The organism is Actinophytocola sp., assembly GCF_050699935.1.
Classification (GTDB): domain Bacteria; phylum Actinomycetota; class Actinomycetes; order Mycobacteriales; family Pseudonocardiaceae; genus Actinophytocola.
This window is the reverse complement of record NZ_JBOHGB010000012.1, coordinates 39,940-54,635: the sequence shown is the minus strand read 5'-3', so window position 1 is coordinate 54,635 and position 14,696 is coordinate 39,940. Positions and strand designations below refer to the sequence as shown.

17 protein-coding genes are annotated in these 14,696 nt (G+C 71.2%); 7 read left to right on the top strand and 10 right to left on the bottom strand.

Going from position 1 to position 14,696, the window contains the following annotated elements; genetic code table 11:
* Nucleotides 1-6: 6 nt before the first annotated feature.
* From ACRDTB_RS07310 to ACRDTB_RS07295, 4 genes are all read right to left on the bottom strand, one after another.
* On the bottom strand, nt 7-1,353 hold the full coding sequence (locus ACRDTB_RS07310; protein WP_431429212.1) for a TRAP transporter large permease: 1,347 nt from the start codon (nt 1,351-1,353) through the stop codon (nt 7-9).
* Nucleotides 1,350-1,925 carry a TRAP transporter small permease gene (locus ACRDTB_RS07305; protein WP_431429211.1) on the bottom strand — a complete coding sequence of 192 codons (576 nt, stop codon included), beginning with the start codon at nt 1,923-1,925 and terminating at the stop codon, nt 1,350-1,352. Before ACRDTB_RS07305 ends, ACRDTB_RS07310 begins: the two co-directional genes overlap by 4 nt.
* 40 nt (nt 1,926-1,965) lie before the next feature.
* Entirely contained in the window at nt 1,966-3,057 is a 1,092-nt protein-coding gene (gene dctP, locus ACRDTB_RS07300) for a TRAP transporter substrate-binding protein DctP (protein WP_431429210.1), read from the bottom strand.
* A 169-nt stretch (nt 3,058-3,226) separates the two neighbouring features.
* Nucleotides 3,227-4,507 (bottom strand): CoA transferase, encoded by a 1,281-nt coding sequence (locus ACRDTB_RS07295; protein ID WP_431429209.1) that lies wholly within the window; start codon nt 4,505-4,507, stop codon nt 3,227-3,229.
* 38 nt (nt 4,508-4,545) lie between these two features.
* Here ACRDTB_RS07295 and ACRDTB_RS07290 point away from each other — a divergent pair, with 38 nt between their 5' ends.
* A complete protein-coding gene (locus ACRDTB_RS07290; protein WP_431429207.1) occupies nt 4,546-5,592 on the top strand; it encodes an enoyl-CoA hydratase/isomerase family protein in 1,047 nt (348 codons plus the stop codon).
* Nucleotides 5,585-6,895 (top strand): amidohydrolase family protein, encoded by a 1,311-nt coding sequence (locus tag ACRDTB_RS07285; RefSeq protein WP_431429206.1) that lies wholly within the window; start codon nt 5,585-5,587, stop codon nt 6,893-6,895. The genes ACRDTB_RS07290 and ACRDTB_RS07285 overlap by 8 nt, the downstream gene beginning before the upstream one ends.
* A gap of 205 nt (nt 6,896-7,100) precedes the next feature.
* Here the strand turns inward: ACRDTB_RS07285 and ACRDTB_RS07280 are convergent, their stop codons facing one another.
* From ACRDTB_RS07280 to ACRDTB_RS07265, 4 genes are all read right to left on the bottom strand, one after another.
* Nucleotides 7,101-7,427, bottom strand: a complete 327-nt coding sequence (locus ACRDTB_RS07280) for a hypothetical protein (RefSeq protein ID WP_431429205.1) — start codon at nt 7,425-7,427, stop codon at nt 7,101-7,103.
* Nucleotides 7,352-7,921, bottom strand: a complete 570-nt coding sequence (locus ACRDTB_RS07275; RefSeq protein WP_431429204.1) for an HAD family hydrolase — start codon at nt 7,919-7,921, stop codon at nt 7,352-7,354. Before ACRDTB_RS07275 ends, ACRDTB_RS07280 begins: the two co-directional genes overlap by 76 nt.
* A gap of 43 nt (nt 7,922-7,964) precedes the next feature.
* Complete coding sequence (locus ACRDTB_RS07270) at nt 7,965-8,192, bottom strand: hypothetical protein (protein WP_431429203.1); 228 nt, start codon at nt 8,190-8,192, stop codon at nt 7,965-7,967.
* Nucleotides 8,193-8,807: 615 nt separating this feature from the next.
* Nucleotides 8,808-9,569, bottom strand: coding sequence for an EI24 domain-containing protein (locus ACRDTB_RS07265; RefSeq protein WP_431429201.1), 762 nt, complete (start codon nt 9,567-9,569; stop codon nt 8,808-8,810).
* A gap of 144 nt (nt 9,570-9,713) precedes the next feature.
* Here ACRDTB_RS07265 and ACRDTB_RS07260 point away from each other — a divergent pair, with 144 nt between their 5' ends.
* A complete protein-coding gene (locus tag ACRDTB_RS07260; RefSeq protein ID WP_431429200.1) occupies nt 9,714-9,974 on the top strand; it encodes a hypothetical protein in 261 nt (86 codons plus the stop codon).
* A gap of 19 nt (nt 9,975-9,993) precedes the next feature.
* Here the strand turns inward: ACRDTB_RS07260 and ACRDTB_RS07255 are convergent, their stop codons facing one another.
* The gene (locus ACRDTB_RS07255) at nt 9,994-10,398 is read right to left on the bottom strand and encodes a low molecular weight phosphatase family protein (RefSeq protein WP_431429199.1); all 405 of its coding nucleotides are present in this window, start codon (nt 10,396-10,398) and stop codon (nt 9,994-9,996) included.
* A gap of 81 nt (nt 10,399-10,479) precedes the next feature.
* On the bottom strand, nt 10,480-11,121 hold the full coding sequence (locus ACRDTB_RS07250) for a three-helix bundle dimerization domain-containing protein (RefSeq protein WP_431429198.1): 642 nt from the start codon (nt 11,119-11,121) through the stop codon (nt 10,480-10,482).
* Nucleotides 11,122-11,222: 101 nt separating this feature from the next.
* On the opposite strand from ACRDTB_RS07250, the gene ACRDTB_RS07245 reads away from it, so the two are divergent.
* The 4 genes from ACRDTB_RS07245 to pstA all read left to right on the top strand — a co-directional run bounded on the left by ACRDTB_RS07245 (nt 11,223) and on the right by pstA (nt 14,629).
* Nucleotides 11,223-11,618 carry an ArsR/SmtB family transcription factor gene (locus ACRDTB_RS07245; RefSeq protein ID WP_431429197.1) on the top strand — a complete coding sequence of 132 codons (396 nt, stop codon included), beginning with the start codon at nt 11,223-11,225 and terminating at the stop codon, nt 11,616-11,618.
* 154 nt (nt 11,619-11,772) lie between these two features.
* Nucleotides 11,773-12,753 carry a PstS family phosphate ABC transporter substrate-binding protein gene (locus ACRDTB_RS07240; RefSeq protein WP_431429196.1) on the top strand — a complete coding sequence of 327 codons (981 nt, stop codon included), beginning with the start codon at nt 11,773-11,775 and terminating at the stop codon, nt 12,751-12,753.
* The gene (pstC, locus tag ACRDTB_RS07235; RefSeq protein WP_431429195.1) at nt 12,750-13,730 is read left to right on the top strand and encodes a phosphate ABC transporter permease subunit PstC; all 981 of its coding nucleotides are present in this window, start codon (nt 12,750-12,752) and stop codon (nt 13,728-13,730) included. The genes ACRDTB_RS07240 and pstC overlap by 4 nt, the downstream gene beginning before the upstream one ends.
* Nucleotides 13,730-14,629 (top strand): phosphate ABC transporter permease PstA, encoded by a 900-nt coding sequence (pstA, locus tag ACRDTB_RS07230; RefSeq protein ID WP_431429194.1) that lies wholly within the window; start codon nt 13,730-13,732, stop codon nt 14,627-14,629. The genes pstC and pstA overlap by 1 nt, the downstream gene beginning before the upstream one ends.
* Nucleotides 14,630-14,696 lie beyond the last annotated feature (67 nt).

Here is a 14,696-nt window from a genome sequence, read left to right as displayed (position 1 = left end):
GACGCTTCAGCCGGCGAACTGTTGCGGTATGAACAGCACGATCTGTGGGAACATGATGATCAGCACGATCACGACGACGTCGACGGCGACGAACTTCCACACGCCGAGGTACAGGTCGCGCCAGGCCACATCGGGAGCTCGTGCCTTGAGCGCCATCAGGTTCATCCCGTGCGGCGGCATCACGACCGCGATCTCGATCATCAGTACGCAGATCGCGCCGAACCAGATCGGATCGAACCCCAATGCGAGCACCGTCGGAAAGGTCAGCGGCAACGTGATCAGCAGGATCGCGAGCGCGTCGACCACGGTGCCGAGCACCAGGTACAGCACGAGGATCGCGGCGAGCACGAGGTACCGGTTCCAGCCCGAGTCGGCGATGGACTGCGCGAGTTCCTGCGGCAGGCGCACGCTCGTCATGAACGTGGACAGCATGGCCGTGCCGGCGATCACGATGGCGACTGTCGAGAACGTGCGGACGGCGGCGGTGAACGACGAGGCGGCCTTGCGCACTCGCGACTCCCGGGCCATCAGCACCATGTACAGCAACGCGACGGCCGCGATCACCGTCGCGGTCTCCTCGACCGTCACGAGGCCGGAGTACAGGCCGACCGGAAAGGCCAGCACCATGACGGCCAGGGGAGCGATCCTGCGAACGTCGGAGAACACGGTGTCGCGGACGGCTCGTGCGGCACCGACTCCCTCGAACTGCTCGGTCGCCGCGACGGGAGCGACCGGAGGTGGAGGCCGTCGCCGGACCCGTTCCGGACCGTTGAGCAGAACGATCAGGGCGAAACCGACGAACATCAGGGCCGCCGGACCGAGCCCGGACAGCAGCAGCTGGTCGAGCCGGGTCTCGGTGGACAGACCGTAGATGACGAACGGAAAACTCGGCGGAATCAGCGCCGCGAGGCAGCCCACGTTGGCGATCAGGCCGCTGGCGAGGCTGTCGCGGTAACCAGTCCGGCGCAGCTCGGGCAGCGCGGCCGGGGTGAGCACGAGGACGTCGGCCACGGACGTGCCGCTTGCGCCGGCGAAGATCCCGCCCGCGCCGAGCGTGCTGAGGCCGATCACTCCGGGCACCCTCCGCAGCCGCCGCTTGGCGACATCGAAGAACGCCGTGACAGCGCCGCTGTGCGTTATGAAATATCCCATCAGGATGAAGACGGGCAGCACCGCGAGCTCGCTCGACGCCAGGACGGTGTACGGCGCGCTGCCCAGGGCGAAGATCGCCTGCAGGTCTCCCGCGGTCACCGCCAGCGAGACGAAACCGACCAGCGCACAGGCGATCCCGACCGGCACGGACATCAGCAGCAGGACGAACAGGACCGCCAGCATCACGATCGGGAAGGTCACTCCGGTTTCCTTTCCGGACGTGCGGCGTCGTCGGACAGCGTCGAGGCCGCGGAGATGACACCGGACCGCGTCTCGCCGGTGGTGAGCTGCTCACCGCGGATGGCGTCGACCACGTGGATGAGCAGCCAGATCGTCGCCGCGGCGAGCCCCACGGTGAACGCGATGTGCGCCGGCCAGGTCGGGAGCGGATCACCGTAGGCCGGGCCCTGCTCGCTCTCGTAGGTCGTCACCGTGTTCTGCGCGGCGGCGTAGGTCCACACGCCGGTGGTGGCGGCACAGAGGAGCCCGATGAGGGAACGCAGGACCTGTGCGGCGCGACCGGTCACGATCCGGTAGATCCAGTCGATCGCGAGGTGCTCGTTGCGAGCGGTGACGGAGCCGAGGCCGAGGTAGGCGATGGCGACCATCAGCTCGGCGGGCACCTCCAAGCGGTGCGGTAACCCGTAGTCGAGGAGCTCCCGCGCGATCACCGCCGCCAGCACCCAGGCGAACAGGAACACCAGGCAACAGATCGCCGCGCCCTCCAGGAACGTCGAGATCATGCGGGCCGGTCGATGCACATAGCCGTTCATGGCCACCTCACGCGAGCACTCGTTCCCAGTCACCCGAGACTCAGGACGCCCTCGTGAGGGACTTGAGCTTGTCGATCAACGCCTTCCCGTCCACGCCGCTCGGGAGCGCCGCCAGCCACTCCTGGCTGATCTGCTGCTGAACGTCCGGGGCGATGCTGTGGGCGAACTCCTCTCCCAGGTCGGGAAGGAGCTCACCGCCGGCACCCTCGTAGGTCGCGACCGCTTCCTCGATCCCCTGCTCCAGCCGCGAGGCCGAGTACTCCAACGCGTCGGTACGCGCCTGCTCGAACAGATCCCGCTGCTCGCTCGACAGCGAGTCGTATGTCGACTTCGCGAAGTAGATCACGCCGTTGACGCCGCCGAGGTCGATGTCGATCGCCGACTTCGCGGACTCGGCGAGCCCTGCCTCCGTCGCGGAGTAGATGGCGTAGATGGTCCCGTCGATCGTGCCGCGCGACAGCGCCGTCGGAATGTCCGCGACCGAGAGGTTGACCGGGGTGGCGCCGAGCGCCGTGACGACCGGGTCGTAGGAGGCGCCCGGCGAACGCAGCGTCAGTCCCCCGAGGTCACTCAGGCGGGACGGCTTCTCGCGCAGGAGCAACTGCACGGGTGGGTTCGCCTGGACGAAGAACGGCGTCGCGTCCAGGCTTTCCCATTCCTGCTGGATGCTGGGCTCGGTCGTGATGAACTCCGTGCCCACACTGAACACGTCGGACGCGTTCGGCAACAGGAACGGCAGGTCGAGGATCGTGGAGACGGGAAGCGTGGCGGCGGAACGGGTCGGGATGTAGTAGCCCATCTGGTACACGCCACTCTTGAGCCCCTGCAACTGGTCCTTCTCGGGAACCAGCGTGCCGCCGTAGGTTCGCTCGAATTTGATTTTTCCATCCGAGCGTTCCTCGACCAGGTCCATGAATCGTTCGGGAGCCACGGCGCCGAGCCGGTCCGGACTGGGTCCGAAGTCGACGTAGGTGATCGTCAGGGTGTCGCCGCCGGCGCCGCCTGAGCCCCCCGAGTTCCCGCCGCACGCGGTGATCGCCAGCGCGACCGGGACGAGGAGGACGGCCAGGCGGCGCGCGGTGCGCGGCCCGAATCCGGTACGGGAGCTAGGCGACAGGTGAGGTGAGAGCACGACAGCCTCCTCGATGAATCACGCCGTCTTCACTGAGCGAGCGCTCGCACAGTGTGTGGCGCGAGCGCTGCCGCTGTCAACCGTTCGACACCCGGTCGGCCGATGCCGTGCCGTCGTCGGCGAACCGGGTTTACCTTGCGGCGCCCGGCTGCTTACGGCGTGTGTCCAATCAAGACTTGGTCGCCGGGCCGGTGCCCGGTTTCCTCGATCGTGTGGGCGCACACCATGCGGCCACCTCGGCGAGAGCGAGGTCGATGATCGTGCTATGGGGAGCACGGTGGTGGACGGCGATCGCGGCTACGGCCGCGAGTAGTCCGGTGAGCGGGTCGGCGATGGCGTCGCCCGCGAAGTGGGGGTCGGGGCCATCCCAGCCGAGGAGGCCGCCGGCGACGGCGGCGTCGTCGCCGAAGGCGATGCGGTGTTCGTTGCGCTGGCCGTGGCCGGTGATGCGCAGCCACGTCCGGCGGCGGCCGTCCGCGAGGACGGTGCCGGCGTCCAGGCCGAGGCCGCGCAGGGCGCGCGGCCGGCTGGCCTCGATCACGATGTCGGCCGAGCGAACGAGCTGGGTGAGGCGGTGGCGGCCGGCGGGGTCGGCGAAGTCGAGGGTGATGAGTTCGTGTCCGTTGTGGAGGGTGGCGTAGAAGTCGGGAGTGGTGTGGCGGGATCCGTCCGGGCGGTGGATGTGCTCGACGTCGAGGACCTCGGCGCCACCGCGGGCGAGGAGGTTCGCGGCGAGTGGGGCGGCCCAGAGGGCGCCGAGGTTGACTACGCGCGGTCGGGTCCGGGTGCCGGCCGCCGGGCTGCTCGTGGGATGGGTGGTGATGTGCCATGGCGTGGTGACGGTCCCGGTCTCGCCGGGGCGAGCGGCGGCGAGACCGAGGAGGGCGGCGCGTTCGGTTGCTTCGCGTGCGGTGCGCCGCGTGCTCCAGGCGGTGATGGCAGGCCACGGTTCGTCGGCGAGGCCCGTTTCGAGCAGGGCGGGGACAAGGTCGAGGTCGGTGGGGCGGGAGAGGTTCAGTGCCCACCAGCCGTCGGCGGTCGGGAGCAGCCGAGCGGCGCCGCCCACCGATACCTGCCCATGGCGGGTGCCGCCCGTGATCGCCGCGCGCGCGCCGAGCAGCGGGGCGCCGTCGAGGCAGACCGGTGTGCCGGCGAGTGTGGTGAGGAGTTCGACGGCCATGCCGGCGGCGCGGGCCACGGTCGCGGGGTGTCCGGTACAGGCGAGCGGCGAGCCGTCGGGCGGACCGGTCAGTGTCATGGCGCCGCTGTCGGCCCAGTCGGTGGCCACGTCGGTCGGTTCGCGCCGGATCTCCACCCCGCCGGCGGCCAAGGCCAGGCCGGTCGTGTGGAGGGTCCGGGCGCCGAGCGCGGCGAGAAGTGCTGCCGCCTCCTCGGCCGCGGGCCACGATGCGGCCCGTACCACGAGCCCACCGAGCGGTCCTGGAACCATGTGCCAAGCCTGCCAGCTGCGGTTCTAGTGTGTGACGCGTGTGGGATGTCGCCGAACTCGCCGGCCTGCCGGCCGCACCGGCGCGGGCCGAGCTCGCTCCCGGTGTGGATGACGACGGTTCCGTGCGCCACCCGGTCGTCATGGTCGATGCGAGCTCGGCCCATGACGCGCCGGACGAGGTGGTGTCTGCCGCCGCGCGGCGGCTGCGGTCGGCGTCGGCGGTGGTAGTACTGGTCTGTCCCGACACTGTGCGGTCGGAGCTGGCCGATGCGGCGGACGTGGTCCTCGCCGTGGGCTCGATGGACCGGCGCTGTGTGGCCGTTGAGGATCTCGACGCGGCGGTCGAACGGGTACGGGCCGCTGTGGCGGCGGCACCGCGTGCCTCGCTCAGCCTCGCCTGGTTGCTTCGCGGCTCGGCGACCCGCGACACCACGACCGGCCTGCTGCTGGAGTCGTCCGTGTACTCCACGTTGCTCGCCGGCCCGGAGTTCCGTACCTGGCTCGGCCGCCGGGGTGAGTCCCGCCTCGCCGAACCCGGTGACCCAGCGGCCCGTGTCCGGGTCGAGCGGCATGACGACCGGTTGACGATCCGGCTCACCCGGCCCGAGCGACGCAACGCCGTGGACGTCGCACTGCGCCAGGGTCTCGTTGACGCGCTGGGCCTGGCTCTCGCACTGCCGGGACTCGCGATCGAGCTGACCGGAGCGGGGCCGGCGTTCTGTGCCGGGGGTGACCTCGACGAGTTCGGCAGTGCGCCCGATCCCGCGACCGCGCACCTGATCCGCGTCCTGGCGAGCCCGGCCGCGCAGCTGGACCGTCTGCGTGACCGGCTCACCGCGGTCGTGCACGGCGCGTGCGTCGGCGCCGGCATCGAGCTGCCCGCCTTCGCCGCGCGCGTCGTCGCCCGACCCGACGCGCTGTTCGCACTGCCGGAGATCGGCATGGGGCTCATCCCAGGGGCCGGTGGCACGGTCAGCATCCCGCGCCGCATCGGCCGGCGCCGGGCACTGTGGCTGGCGATCACCGGCGAGCGGATCACCGTGCGGACCGCACTCGAATGGGGTCTGGTGGACACCGTTGAGTGACGGTGCGGGATGGCTGCTGCGTGACGTCGAGATCGACGGGCGACGCACAGACTGCCGGCTCTCGGTCGGCGCGGTGGCCGAGATCGGCACGGACCTGCCGCCACTCCCGGGCGAGGCCGTCCTCGACGGTCGCGGCGGGGCGCTCGTGCCCGGCCTGGCCGACCATCACCTTCACATCTTGGCCACTGCCGCGGCCGCCGCGTCGCTGGACCTGGCGGGTGGCGAGATCGCGACCGCACCCGAGACCCCGGGATCAGGCTGGCTGCGCGTGATCGGCTCCGGCGAGCCCGACCTCGACCGCCACACTCTTGACCGCCGCTGGCCCGATCGGCCAGTCCGCCTGCAGCATCGCGGCGGTGCACTGTGGACCCTGAACTCGGCTGCCGTCGAGCTGCTCGGCGACGGGCTGCGCGCGGACGAGCGGCGCACCGGCCGGGTCTGGCGCTCCGACGCGCGGCTGCGTCGCCTGGTTGGCAGCACGGTCGAGCCCGCCGCGCTGGGCACACTGGGCGCGCGACTGGCCGGCTACGGCCTCACGCACCTCACCGACGCCGGCCCCGACCTCGACGCGGGAGCCCTGGTCCGGCTGCGTGCGGCACTGCCGCAGCACGTACACTCCATGGGGCCCGCCGGCGGCTCGATGCCACGCAAGATCGTCGTGACCGATCACGAACCACCGCGGCTCGGCGACCTCACCAGCCGCATCGCCGACGCGCACGAACAGGGCCGGCCCGCCGCCGTGCACGCCGTCTCCGCTGTCGCATTGGCCCTCGCCCTCGCCGCGTTCGAGCAGGCCGGAACGCGCCGCGGCGACCGGATCGAGCACGCTGCCGTGTGCGACGACGACGCCGCCCGCGTACTCGCCGAGCTGGGGTTAACTGTCGTGACCCAGCCCAGCCTCGCGGTCCGGCACGGCCTCGCCTACCTCCGTGACACCGAGCCCGGGGAGCGGTCCGCGCTGTGGCGCCACGCGGGCCTGCGCCGCGTCGGTGTCACCGTCGTGGTCAGCAGCGACGCACCCTACGGTGACGCCAATCCGTGGCACGGCGTCCAGGCTGCGGCCACCCGGCGCCTGCCCGACGGCACCACGCTCGGCACCGCCGAGACCATCCCCGCCGCGGCGGCGTTCGCCACGTTGTTGTCCGACCCCGCCGATCCCGGTGGACCACTACGCCGCATCTCGCCTGAGGCACCGGCCGACCTGACACTGCTCGACGGTCCGCTCCACGTCGTGATCGCCGCCGCCATGGCGGGCGTGACACCAGTCCGGGCCACGTTCGTCCGGGGCCGCCGCATCCACTGACTCACCCCGCGCGTGCCGTGGTGGCGCGGCTGCGCATGCTCGATGTGGACCGCCCGCAGCCCGCGCCGAGTGGCCCGCGTGAGCGGGCGTCAGCCGACCGCCAGGCCCAGCAGGGTGGCAGTGCTCGCGGCGCCGAGCGCGATGCCCCAGCCGACCGGTCCCAGCGGTGTGCAGCCGAAGAGCCGGCTCAGTCCCGGCACCTGGATCACCGCCGCCAGCAGGGCCGCCGAGCCGGGCGAAGGTCCACGCCGCCGAGGCGCCGAGCGTCGTGGTGACCGCCCGCTAAGTGATGTCCCCGGTTCAGCGCCGTGCCCAGCGACACCCCCGGGCTTTCCCGCAGCAGCACCTCGACCGGCCGACGGCTTGGATGGCTCAGGGCGATCGCCAGTGCCGACGCCAGGTCGGTCGGCAGGTTCACCAGCAGCAGCTGCCGGGCGTTGAGCGGCGAGCGGCCCGTCAGCGCGGAGCCGAGCACGGTGAACGCGATCTCGCCGAAGTTGCCGCCCAGCAGGATGCCGAGTGCCTCGCGCACCGACGCCCACATCGCCCGGCCCTCGACCAGCGCGCCGATGATCGTCTCCAGCCGATCGTCGGTGACCACCAGGTCGCGGCCGCCCGCGCGGCCGGCGTGCCGCGCCTGCCGAGCGCGATGCCGACGTCCGCGAGGCGGATGGCCGGCGCGTCGTTCGCGCTGTCCCCGGTCATCGCCACCACCTTGCCGATCCGTTGGTACACCTGGATGATCCGCACCTTCTGCGCCGGGCACCGGGCGATCACGTCCACGTCCGGCAGCGTCTCGGCGAGCTCCTCGTCGGACAGCTCGGCGATCTCACCGCCGGTGAGGACCGTGAACCCGGCCACGTCGCCGTTGACCTGGCCGGCTACCGCCCTCGCGGCCGCGGGGTGGTCGCCGGTGATCATCACGGTCTGCACGCCCGCGTCCCGCAGCTTCGCGGCGGCCGGCGGGGCACTGTCTCGCACCGGATCCGCCAGGGACACGAAACCCAGCAGGCACAGGTCGTCCACCACCTCCTCGGTGACCGCCGGGCATACCCTCCACTGTAGACACTCATCGCTGGGCGACCGCAAGCACGCGGTGTCCGGACCCCGCGAGGTCGGCCATCCGCTGCTCCAGTCGGGTGCGTGCGGTGGCGTCGCCGGGGTGCGCCGACCCGCCGGCGCGATGGCGCGTGCAGCGGGGCACGACGACCTCCGGCGCGCGCTTCACGCTCAGGTACGCCAGCTTGCCCGACCACCCGACCGTCGCGTGGTAGCCGCGGGACGGCTCGAACGGCACGGCGTCGATCCGCCGCCATCCCTTGCCCGCGCCGACGCGAGCGCGGCGCGCGCCCTCCGGTCTCCGGGGCCTTGGGCAGTGCGGCGAGCCCGGCGCCGAGTGCGCGGCGCGGCCCGGCGAACGGCATGGCGGCGGCGCTCACCGCGGCGCCGACCGCGAGGGAGCGGCGGGCGTAGCGGTCGGGCTCGGTCTCTGGCGCGACTTCGGCCGCTCGGCCACGGCCGGTCCGGCCCCGGCGTCGTCCGGCCCGCCGATCAAGCCGGCCTCGCGCTCGCACCACGCCCGCTCGTGCCCGGGCCACGGCCGCCACCAGCGTGTCCTCGCGGGGCTCCGGGTGCTCGACCGCCACCACCACGCGGGAGGTCGGCGCGTTCACCCGCGCCCACGCGACCCCCGGTCGCCGGGCGAGCGCGCGCTCGATCCGCCCGGCGTACCGGCCGGGCCGTGCGCGCCGTGCGCCTCGATGGAGACCCGCCCGGGACAGCTCCACACCGCCCGGCGCCGGCCGCCCGCTCGCGAGCCGTTCCACGGACGTCAGCGCCACGCCGCCCAGTCCTCTGGCGGGCCGGCCGTGGTGAGGGGACCGGGTATCCACTGTGGAGCCGGCAGCGGGCACTAGGTGGCCGGATCGGTGTCGGTGTCGGTGTCGAGGGTTTCGTGGGCGACGAGCACGCCGCCGACGAAGGCGACCGGCATGACGACTATGGCGGCGAGCGGGACCGCGCACAGCAGGGACGCGGGCAGGCCCAGGCCGAGCGCGAGGCCGCGCCGGGTGCGCAGCACCTCCCGTCGTTGTGTCAGGTTCATGCCACGCCGGTAGAACGACACGGCGACGAGTTCCAGCGCGAGGAACCAGGCGGTCACCAACGCCAGGGCCACCGGCACCACGGTCTGCCCGACGACCGGAATGAAACCCGCGACGAGCAGCGGGATCGTGAACACCAGCGATCGCAGCACCAGCACCACACCGTCGCGCAGGCCCATTCCGAGCAGCTTCCACCACGGCAGCTCCACCGCGCCGGCCGCATTGCCGAGGCGGTCTTCCACCTGCTCGGCGATGAGCTCGTAGAACGGGCCACCGATGGCCAGGGTCAGCGCCGAGAACGTGAGCAGACCGATGACCAGCGCCGCGGCGAACAGGGCCACTCCTACCGCGAGCCGGAGCGCGGTCCGCCAGCCCTGCGCCCAGTCGTCGGCGAACGGCGAGATCGACGCCGCCAGCTCGTCGATGTGATAGGCGAGCGCGATCATCCCGCTGAGCAGCAGCAGCGTGGTCAGCACCGCGGGGAGCGCACCGATGAGCAGTAGCCGCGGTGACCGGAGCAGAATTCCGAGCCCCTGCCCGAACAGCCGAACACCCGTGAGGAAATCGCGCACGGGCTACTTCTACCAGCGGGCCCACCGGCGGGCGCACGCGCCGCCGATTCAGCGTTCGGTCAGCGTTGTCGCCGACTGTCGTCTCGGTGGCCGCTCGTGCGAGCGCGGAGGAGGCGTGATGGGGCGAGACTGGTTCGAACGCCGGTGACGCTGGAGGTGTCGGTCACCGGCGAACCCCACGGCGTGCCGCGATACCAGTACCCGTCGGCAGAGGCGCGCGAGCGTGGCACGTTCGGCGAGGGCTCGAGGACTCCGGCTCCGGTCGATGACCGGCGGCCAGGTGCCGTGCACGGTCCGGACGACGACACGTGGTCGGCCTGGGCGATGGGCGGCGCCGCCGCGGGCGCCGTCGCCGCCCTCGCCGCGGTGGCGGTGCGTCGCAGCCGGACCCGCACCGGCCGGTAGCCACCGGGCAGGAAAGGGCTCAGGTGTCCAGGAGCTCGGCGAGAAGGCCGCGGACCCGGCGGTCGATCTCGTCGCGGATGGGGCGTACGGCGCGCACGCCCTTGCCGGCCGGGTCGTCGAGGTCCCAGTCGAGGTAGCGCTTGCCGGGGAAGATCGGGCAGGTGTCGCCGCAGCCCATCGTGATCACCACGTCGGCGGTCTCGACGTCCTCTGTGGACAGCTTGGTGGGGATCTCGGCGGTGATGTCCAGGCCCCATTCGGCGGCCGCCCCGGCGGCCGCCGGGTTGACCTTCTCGGCGGGCTCCGAGCCGGCGGAGCGGACGGCGATCCGGCCGAGCGAGTAGTGCTGCAGCAGGGCGGCGGCCAGCTGTGAGCGCCCGGCGTTGTGGACGCAGACGAACAGGACCTCGGGGATGTCGGCCACCGTGTACTCCTCGGCTCGGCGCGGCTCTCGGTTCGATGATGCCCGATTTCCGTGAACGGGAGGTGACCGGCGAGACCAGGGTCAGCGGTCGAGGAGCTCGGTGAGCAGGGCGCGCACGCGCCGGTCGAGGTCGTCGCGGATGGGGCGGATCTGCTCGACCGGCCTGCCCAGCGGGTCGGCGACCTGCCAGTCGAGATAGCGCTTGCCGGGGTAGACCGGGCAGGCGTCGCCGCATCCCATGGTGACGACCACGTCGGCGGCGCGGACGACCTCGTCGGTCAGCGGCTTGGGGTAGGCCTCGGTGAGGCGGACGTCCAGCTCCGCGAGCGCGGCCGTGATCGGCTCCGGGATCCCGCCCTGTGGCCGGGATCCCGCGGAGCGCACGGTGACCTTGCCGCCGGCGTGATGGTCCAGCAGCGCGGCGGCCAGCTGGGACCGGCCGACGTTGTGCACGCAGATGAACAGCACCTGGGGAACGGTGACCCGGGCCAGGCCCTGGACGTGGCCGTGGTCGGTGAGCCGCTGCTTGGCGAACCGCCCGGTCAGGGTGACCAGGTGCGTCTTGATCGTCGCGTGCTCGTCGAGCAGCGCGTAGGTCTCGTAGACGAACCGGGTCACCGTGTCGGGCGCGAACACGCCGTGGAAGGTGTCACTCAGCTCGTCGGCGATGCGGTCGAGTTGGTCGGCGACGTGACGTCGCGGTAGGTGGGGTGCGCTGGTCATGGTGCCCCTGGTGCTTGGTCGAGCGTGGATCGACATCCATCGATATAGAGCGAACCAGGTCGGATCCCCGGTGTCAACGCTGCATCGACTTTGGTCAATCCATGTCATACCCTGAGGCCGTGCAGACCCTGGCCGGGTGCGAACCCGACGTCGTCGACGTCGTGGGTGACTGCAAGCCGTGGAGCTCGCCCCGTGGCAGCGGGTTGTCCGATGTGGACGCGGATGGAATCGCCGCCGTGTACGCGGCGCTGGGCAGCCCGATCCGCCTGCGGCTGCTCGCGGTGATCCAGGCGCGGCCGTCGGGCGAGGCCTGCGTGTGCGAGCTCGTCGACGCGGCCGGGCTCGCGCTGTCGACCGCGAGCCACCATCTGGCGGCGCTCGTCGCGAGCGGGCTGGTGCGTCGCGAGCAGCGCGGAACCTGGGCCTGGTACGCGCTGGTGCCGGAACGGCTCGAGGCGGCGCGTGCCCTGCTGGCACGCTCCGTTCTACCGCTCTGACCGGTCTGGTCCGAGATTCTTCGATCCGAGGTCGCGGCTTCACTCGTCGTTCACTTGGCGTTTAGAACGAAATTATTGGATTCAGCTGCCTCTCGATCGAGGGGTAGCCGGATGTCCCGACATCGATCGGGGACCAATGCAGGAGGCAACCCAAGTGACCATCCGTCAACTGTCGCGGGCGCGTGCCGTGGTCGTAGTCGTCGCAGCGGGAATGACCTTGGCCGCCTGCGGTGGATCGGACGGGGGCGGCGAGAACGCCGGCGGGGGCGGCGGCGAGGCGCTGTCGGGGCCGGTCGTGATCGACGGTTCGAGCACCGTGGAGCCGTTGTCGTCCGCCGCGGCCGAGTTGTTCATGGGGGAGAACCCCGAGGTGAACGTCACCGTCGGCACGTCCGGTACCGGCGGCGGGTTCGAGAAGTTCTGCGCGGGCGAGACGGACATCTCCGACGCCTCACGTCCGATCAAGGACGAGGAGACGAAGCAGTGCCAGGACGCCGGTGTCGAGTTCAGCGAGCTCCAGGTGGCCAACGACGCGCTGACCGTGGTGGTGAACAAGGAGAACGACTGGGTCGACTGCCTGACCGTGGAGCAGTTGAAGAAGATGTGGGCTCCCGACTCCAAGGTGAAGAGCTGGAAGGAGATCGACCCGTCGTTCCCGGACGAGGAGCTGAGCCTGTACGGGCCGGGCTCGGACTCGGGCACGTTCGACTACTTCACCGACGAGATCAACGGTGAGGAGGGCGCGAGCCGCACCGACTACGAGCCGTCCGAGGACGACAACGTCATCGTGCAGGGCGTGGCCAACGCGAAGGGCGCGCTCGGCTACTTCGGCTTCTCCTACTTCGAGGAGAACGCCGACAAGCTCCGGGCGGTCGAGATCGACGGCGGGTCCGGCTGCGTGGCGCCGTCCGTGGAGGCCGCGCAGGACGGCAGCTACACGCCGCTCGCCCGGCCGCTGTTCATCTACCTCTCCGACGCCGGGTTGGCCAAGACGCAGGTCGAGAGGTTCGCCGAGTTCTACCTGGAGAACAACGACGAGATCGTCGAGGCGGTCAAGTTCGTGCCGATGACCGACGACCAGAGGTCCAAGGCCCAGGCCGCGCTGGAGGACCTGAAGTCCAAGGCCGGTCAGTGAGCCCTGGCCAGATCACGACGGGTGGCCCTCCGAGCGCGGGGGGCCACCCGGCCCTGTGGGACGGCGTGGACCTGTCCCGGCGCGGCTCCCGCGTCGGCGAGCGGATCATCAGGGCGTTCCTCATCGGGGCGGCGTTCCTGTCGATCGCGGTCACGGTCGGGATCGTGGTGTCGCTCCTGGTGCCCATGCTGACGTTCTTCACCCACGTCGACGTGCTGGAGTTCCTCACCGGTACCGAGTGGACGGCCGCGTTCGGCGGTAAGTTCGTCTGGGACGACAAGGAATGGGGCGTGCTGCCGCTCGTGGTCGGCACGCTGATGACCACGCTGATCGCGCTCGTCGTCGCGGTGCCACTGGGGCTCGGGGCCGCGGTCTACCTCTCGGAGTACGCCGGCAGTCGGGTGCGGCGGTTCATGAAGCCGATCCTCGAGGTGCTGGCCGGGATCCCGACCGTCGTGTACGGCTTCCTGGCACTGACCATCGTCACCCCGATCCTCAAGCCACTGCTGGACATCCCCGGCCTGTACAACATGCTCTCCGCCGGGCTGGTCATGGGATTCATGATCGTTCCGACTGTCGCGTCGCTGTCCGAGGACGCCATGTCGGCGGTCCCGCTGTCGCTGCGGCAGGGCTCCTACGCGCTGGGCGCCAACCGGATGAAGACCACGCTGCGGGTGGTGTTCCCGGCCGCGCTGTCCGGGATCGTCGCGGCGATCGTGCTCGGCATCTCCCGCGCGGTCGGCGAGACGATGATCATGGCCGTGGCGGCCGGAAACCGCGCGACGCTCACCTTCGACCCGCGCGAGGGCGCCCAGACCATGACCGGGTTCATCGCCCAGATCGCCAGCGGCGACGCCCCGCAGGGCAGCCCCGTCTACTACTCGCTGTTCGCCGTCGGCGGGTTGCTGTTCGCGATGACGCTCGTGATCAACCTGATCAGCATCCGGCTGGTCCGCAGGTATCGGCAGGCCTACTGATGACCGTCCAGGAATCCCCGCCGGCCACACCGCCGGCGCTGTCCTCCCGCCGGCGGGTCGACGTGACCTCGGCGGTGTTCGCCGCCGTGCTGTGGGCATGCCTGGCGATCGCGTGCGCCTTCCTGTTCTTCGTTCTCGCCGTCATCATCCAGCGCGGGCTGGCCCGGCTGGACGGGAACCTCCTCGGCGCGCAACCATCGAAGATCAACCCGGAGACCGCCGGCGTGCAGTCCGCCCTGTTCGGCACGCTGTGGGTGGTCGGGTTCACCGCGCTGATCGCGCTGCCGCTCGGCGTCGCCGCGGCGATCTACCTCGAGGAGTACGCCAATCCGCGGCGCTGGTGGAACCGCGCGATCGAGCTCAACATCCAGAACCTGGCCGCCGTCCCGGCCGTCATCTACGGCATCCTCACCCTCGGGTTCATCGTGCGCGGCCCGGTGTCGATGGGCTCGGTCGTGCTCGCCGGCGCGATCGCGCTCGCCCTGCTGATCCTCCCGGTCATCATCATCGCCACCCGCGAGGCGCTGCGCGCGGTCCCGCGTGAGATCCGGGACGGCTCGCTCGCGCTAGGCGCGACCGAGTGGCAGACCACCTGGCGGCAGGTGCTACCAAGCGCCGTACCCGGCATCGCGACCGGCTCGATCCTGGCGCTGTCCCGCGCGATCGGCGAGGCCGCGCCCCTGATCCTGGTCGGCGCCACCACCTTCGTGACGTTCAACCCCGACGGCGTGTTCTCCCGGTACACCGTGCTGCCGGTGCAGATCTACAACCTCGTGCCGCAGGACCGCGACGCGTTCCGCGACCTCGCCTACGCCGCCATTCTGCTGCTGATCATAATCCTGCTCGTCATGAACGGGCTCGCCATCTGGCTGCGCAACAGATTCCAGCGACGCTGGTGAGTTGGAGAGGACATACCCGATGACCCGAGCGGAGCACACACGCGTGACCGAAGACAACCCGAAGTCC

Bases quoted from the DNA above. Each gene is read 5' to 3' on its own strand.
- ACRDTB_RS07305 (WP_431429211.1), bottom strand. From the start codon at position 1,925: ATGAACGGCTATGTGCATCGACCGGCCCGCATGATCTCGACGTTCCTG.
- ACRDTB_RS07295 (WP_431429209.1), bottom strand. From the start codon at position 4,507: ATGGTTCCAGGACCGCTCGGTGGGCTCGTGGTACGGGCCGCATCGTGG.
- ACRDTB_RS07250 (WP_431429198.1), bottom strand. From the start codon at position 11,121: ATGACCAGCGCACCCCACCTACCGCGACGTCACGTCGCCGACCAACTC.
- ACRDTB_RS07245 (WP_431429197.1), top strand. From the start codon at position 11,223: ATGTCATACCCTGAGGCCGTGCAGACCCTGGCCGGGTGCGAACCCGAC.
- pstA (WP_431429194.1), top strand. From the start codon at position 13,730: ATGACCGTCCAGGAATCCCCGCCGGCCACACCGCCGGCGCTGTCCTCC.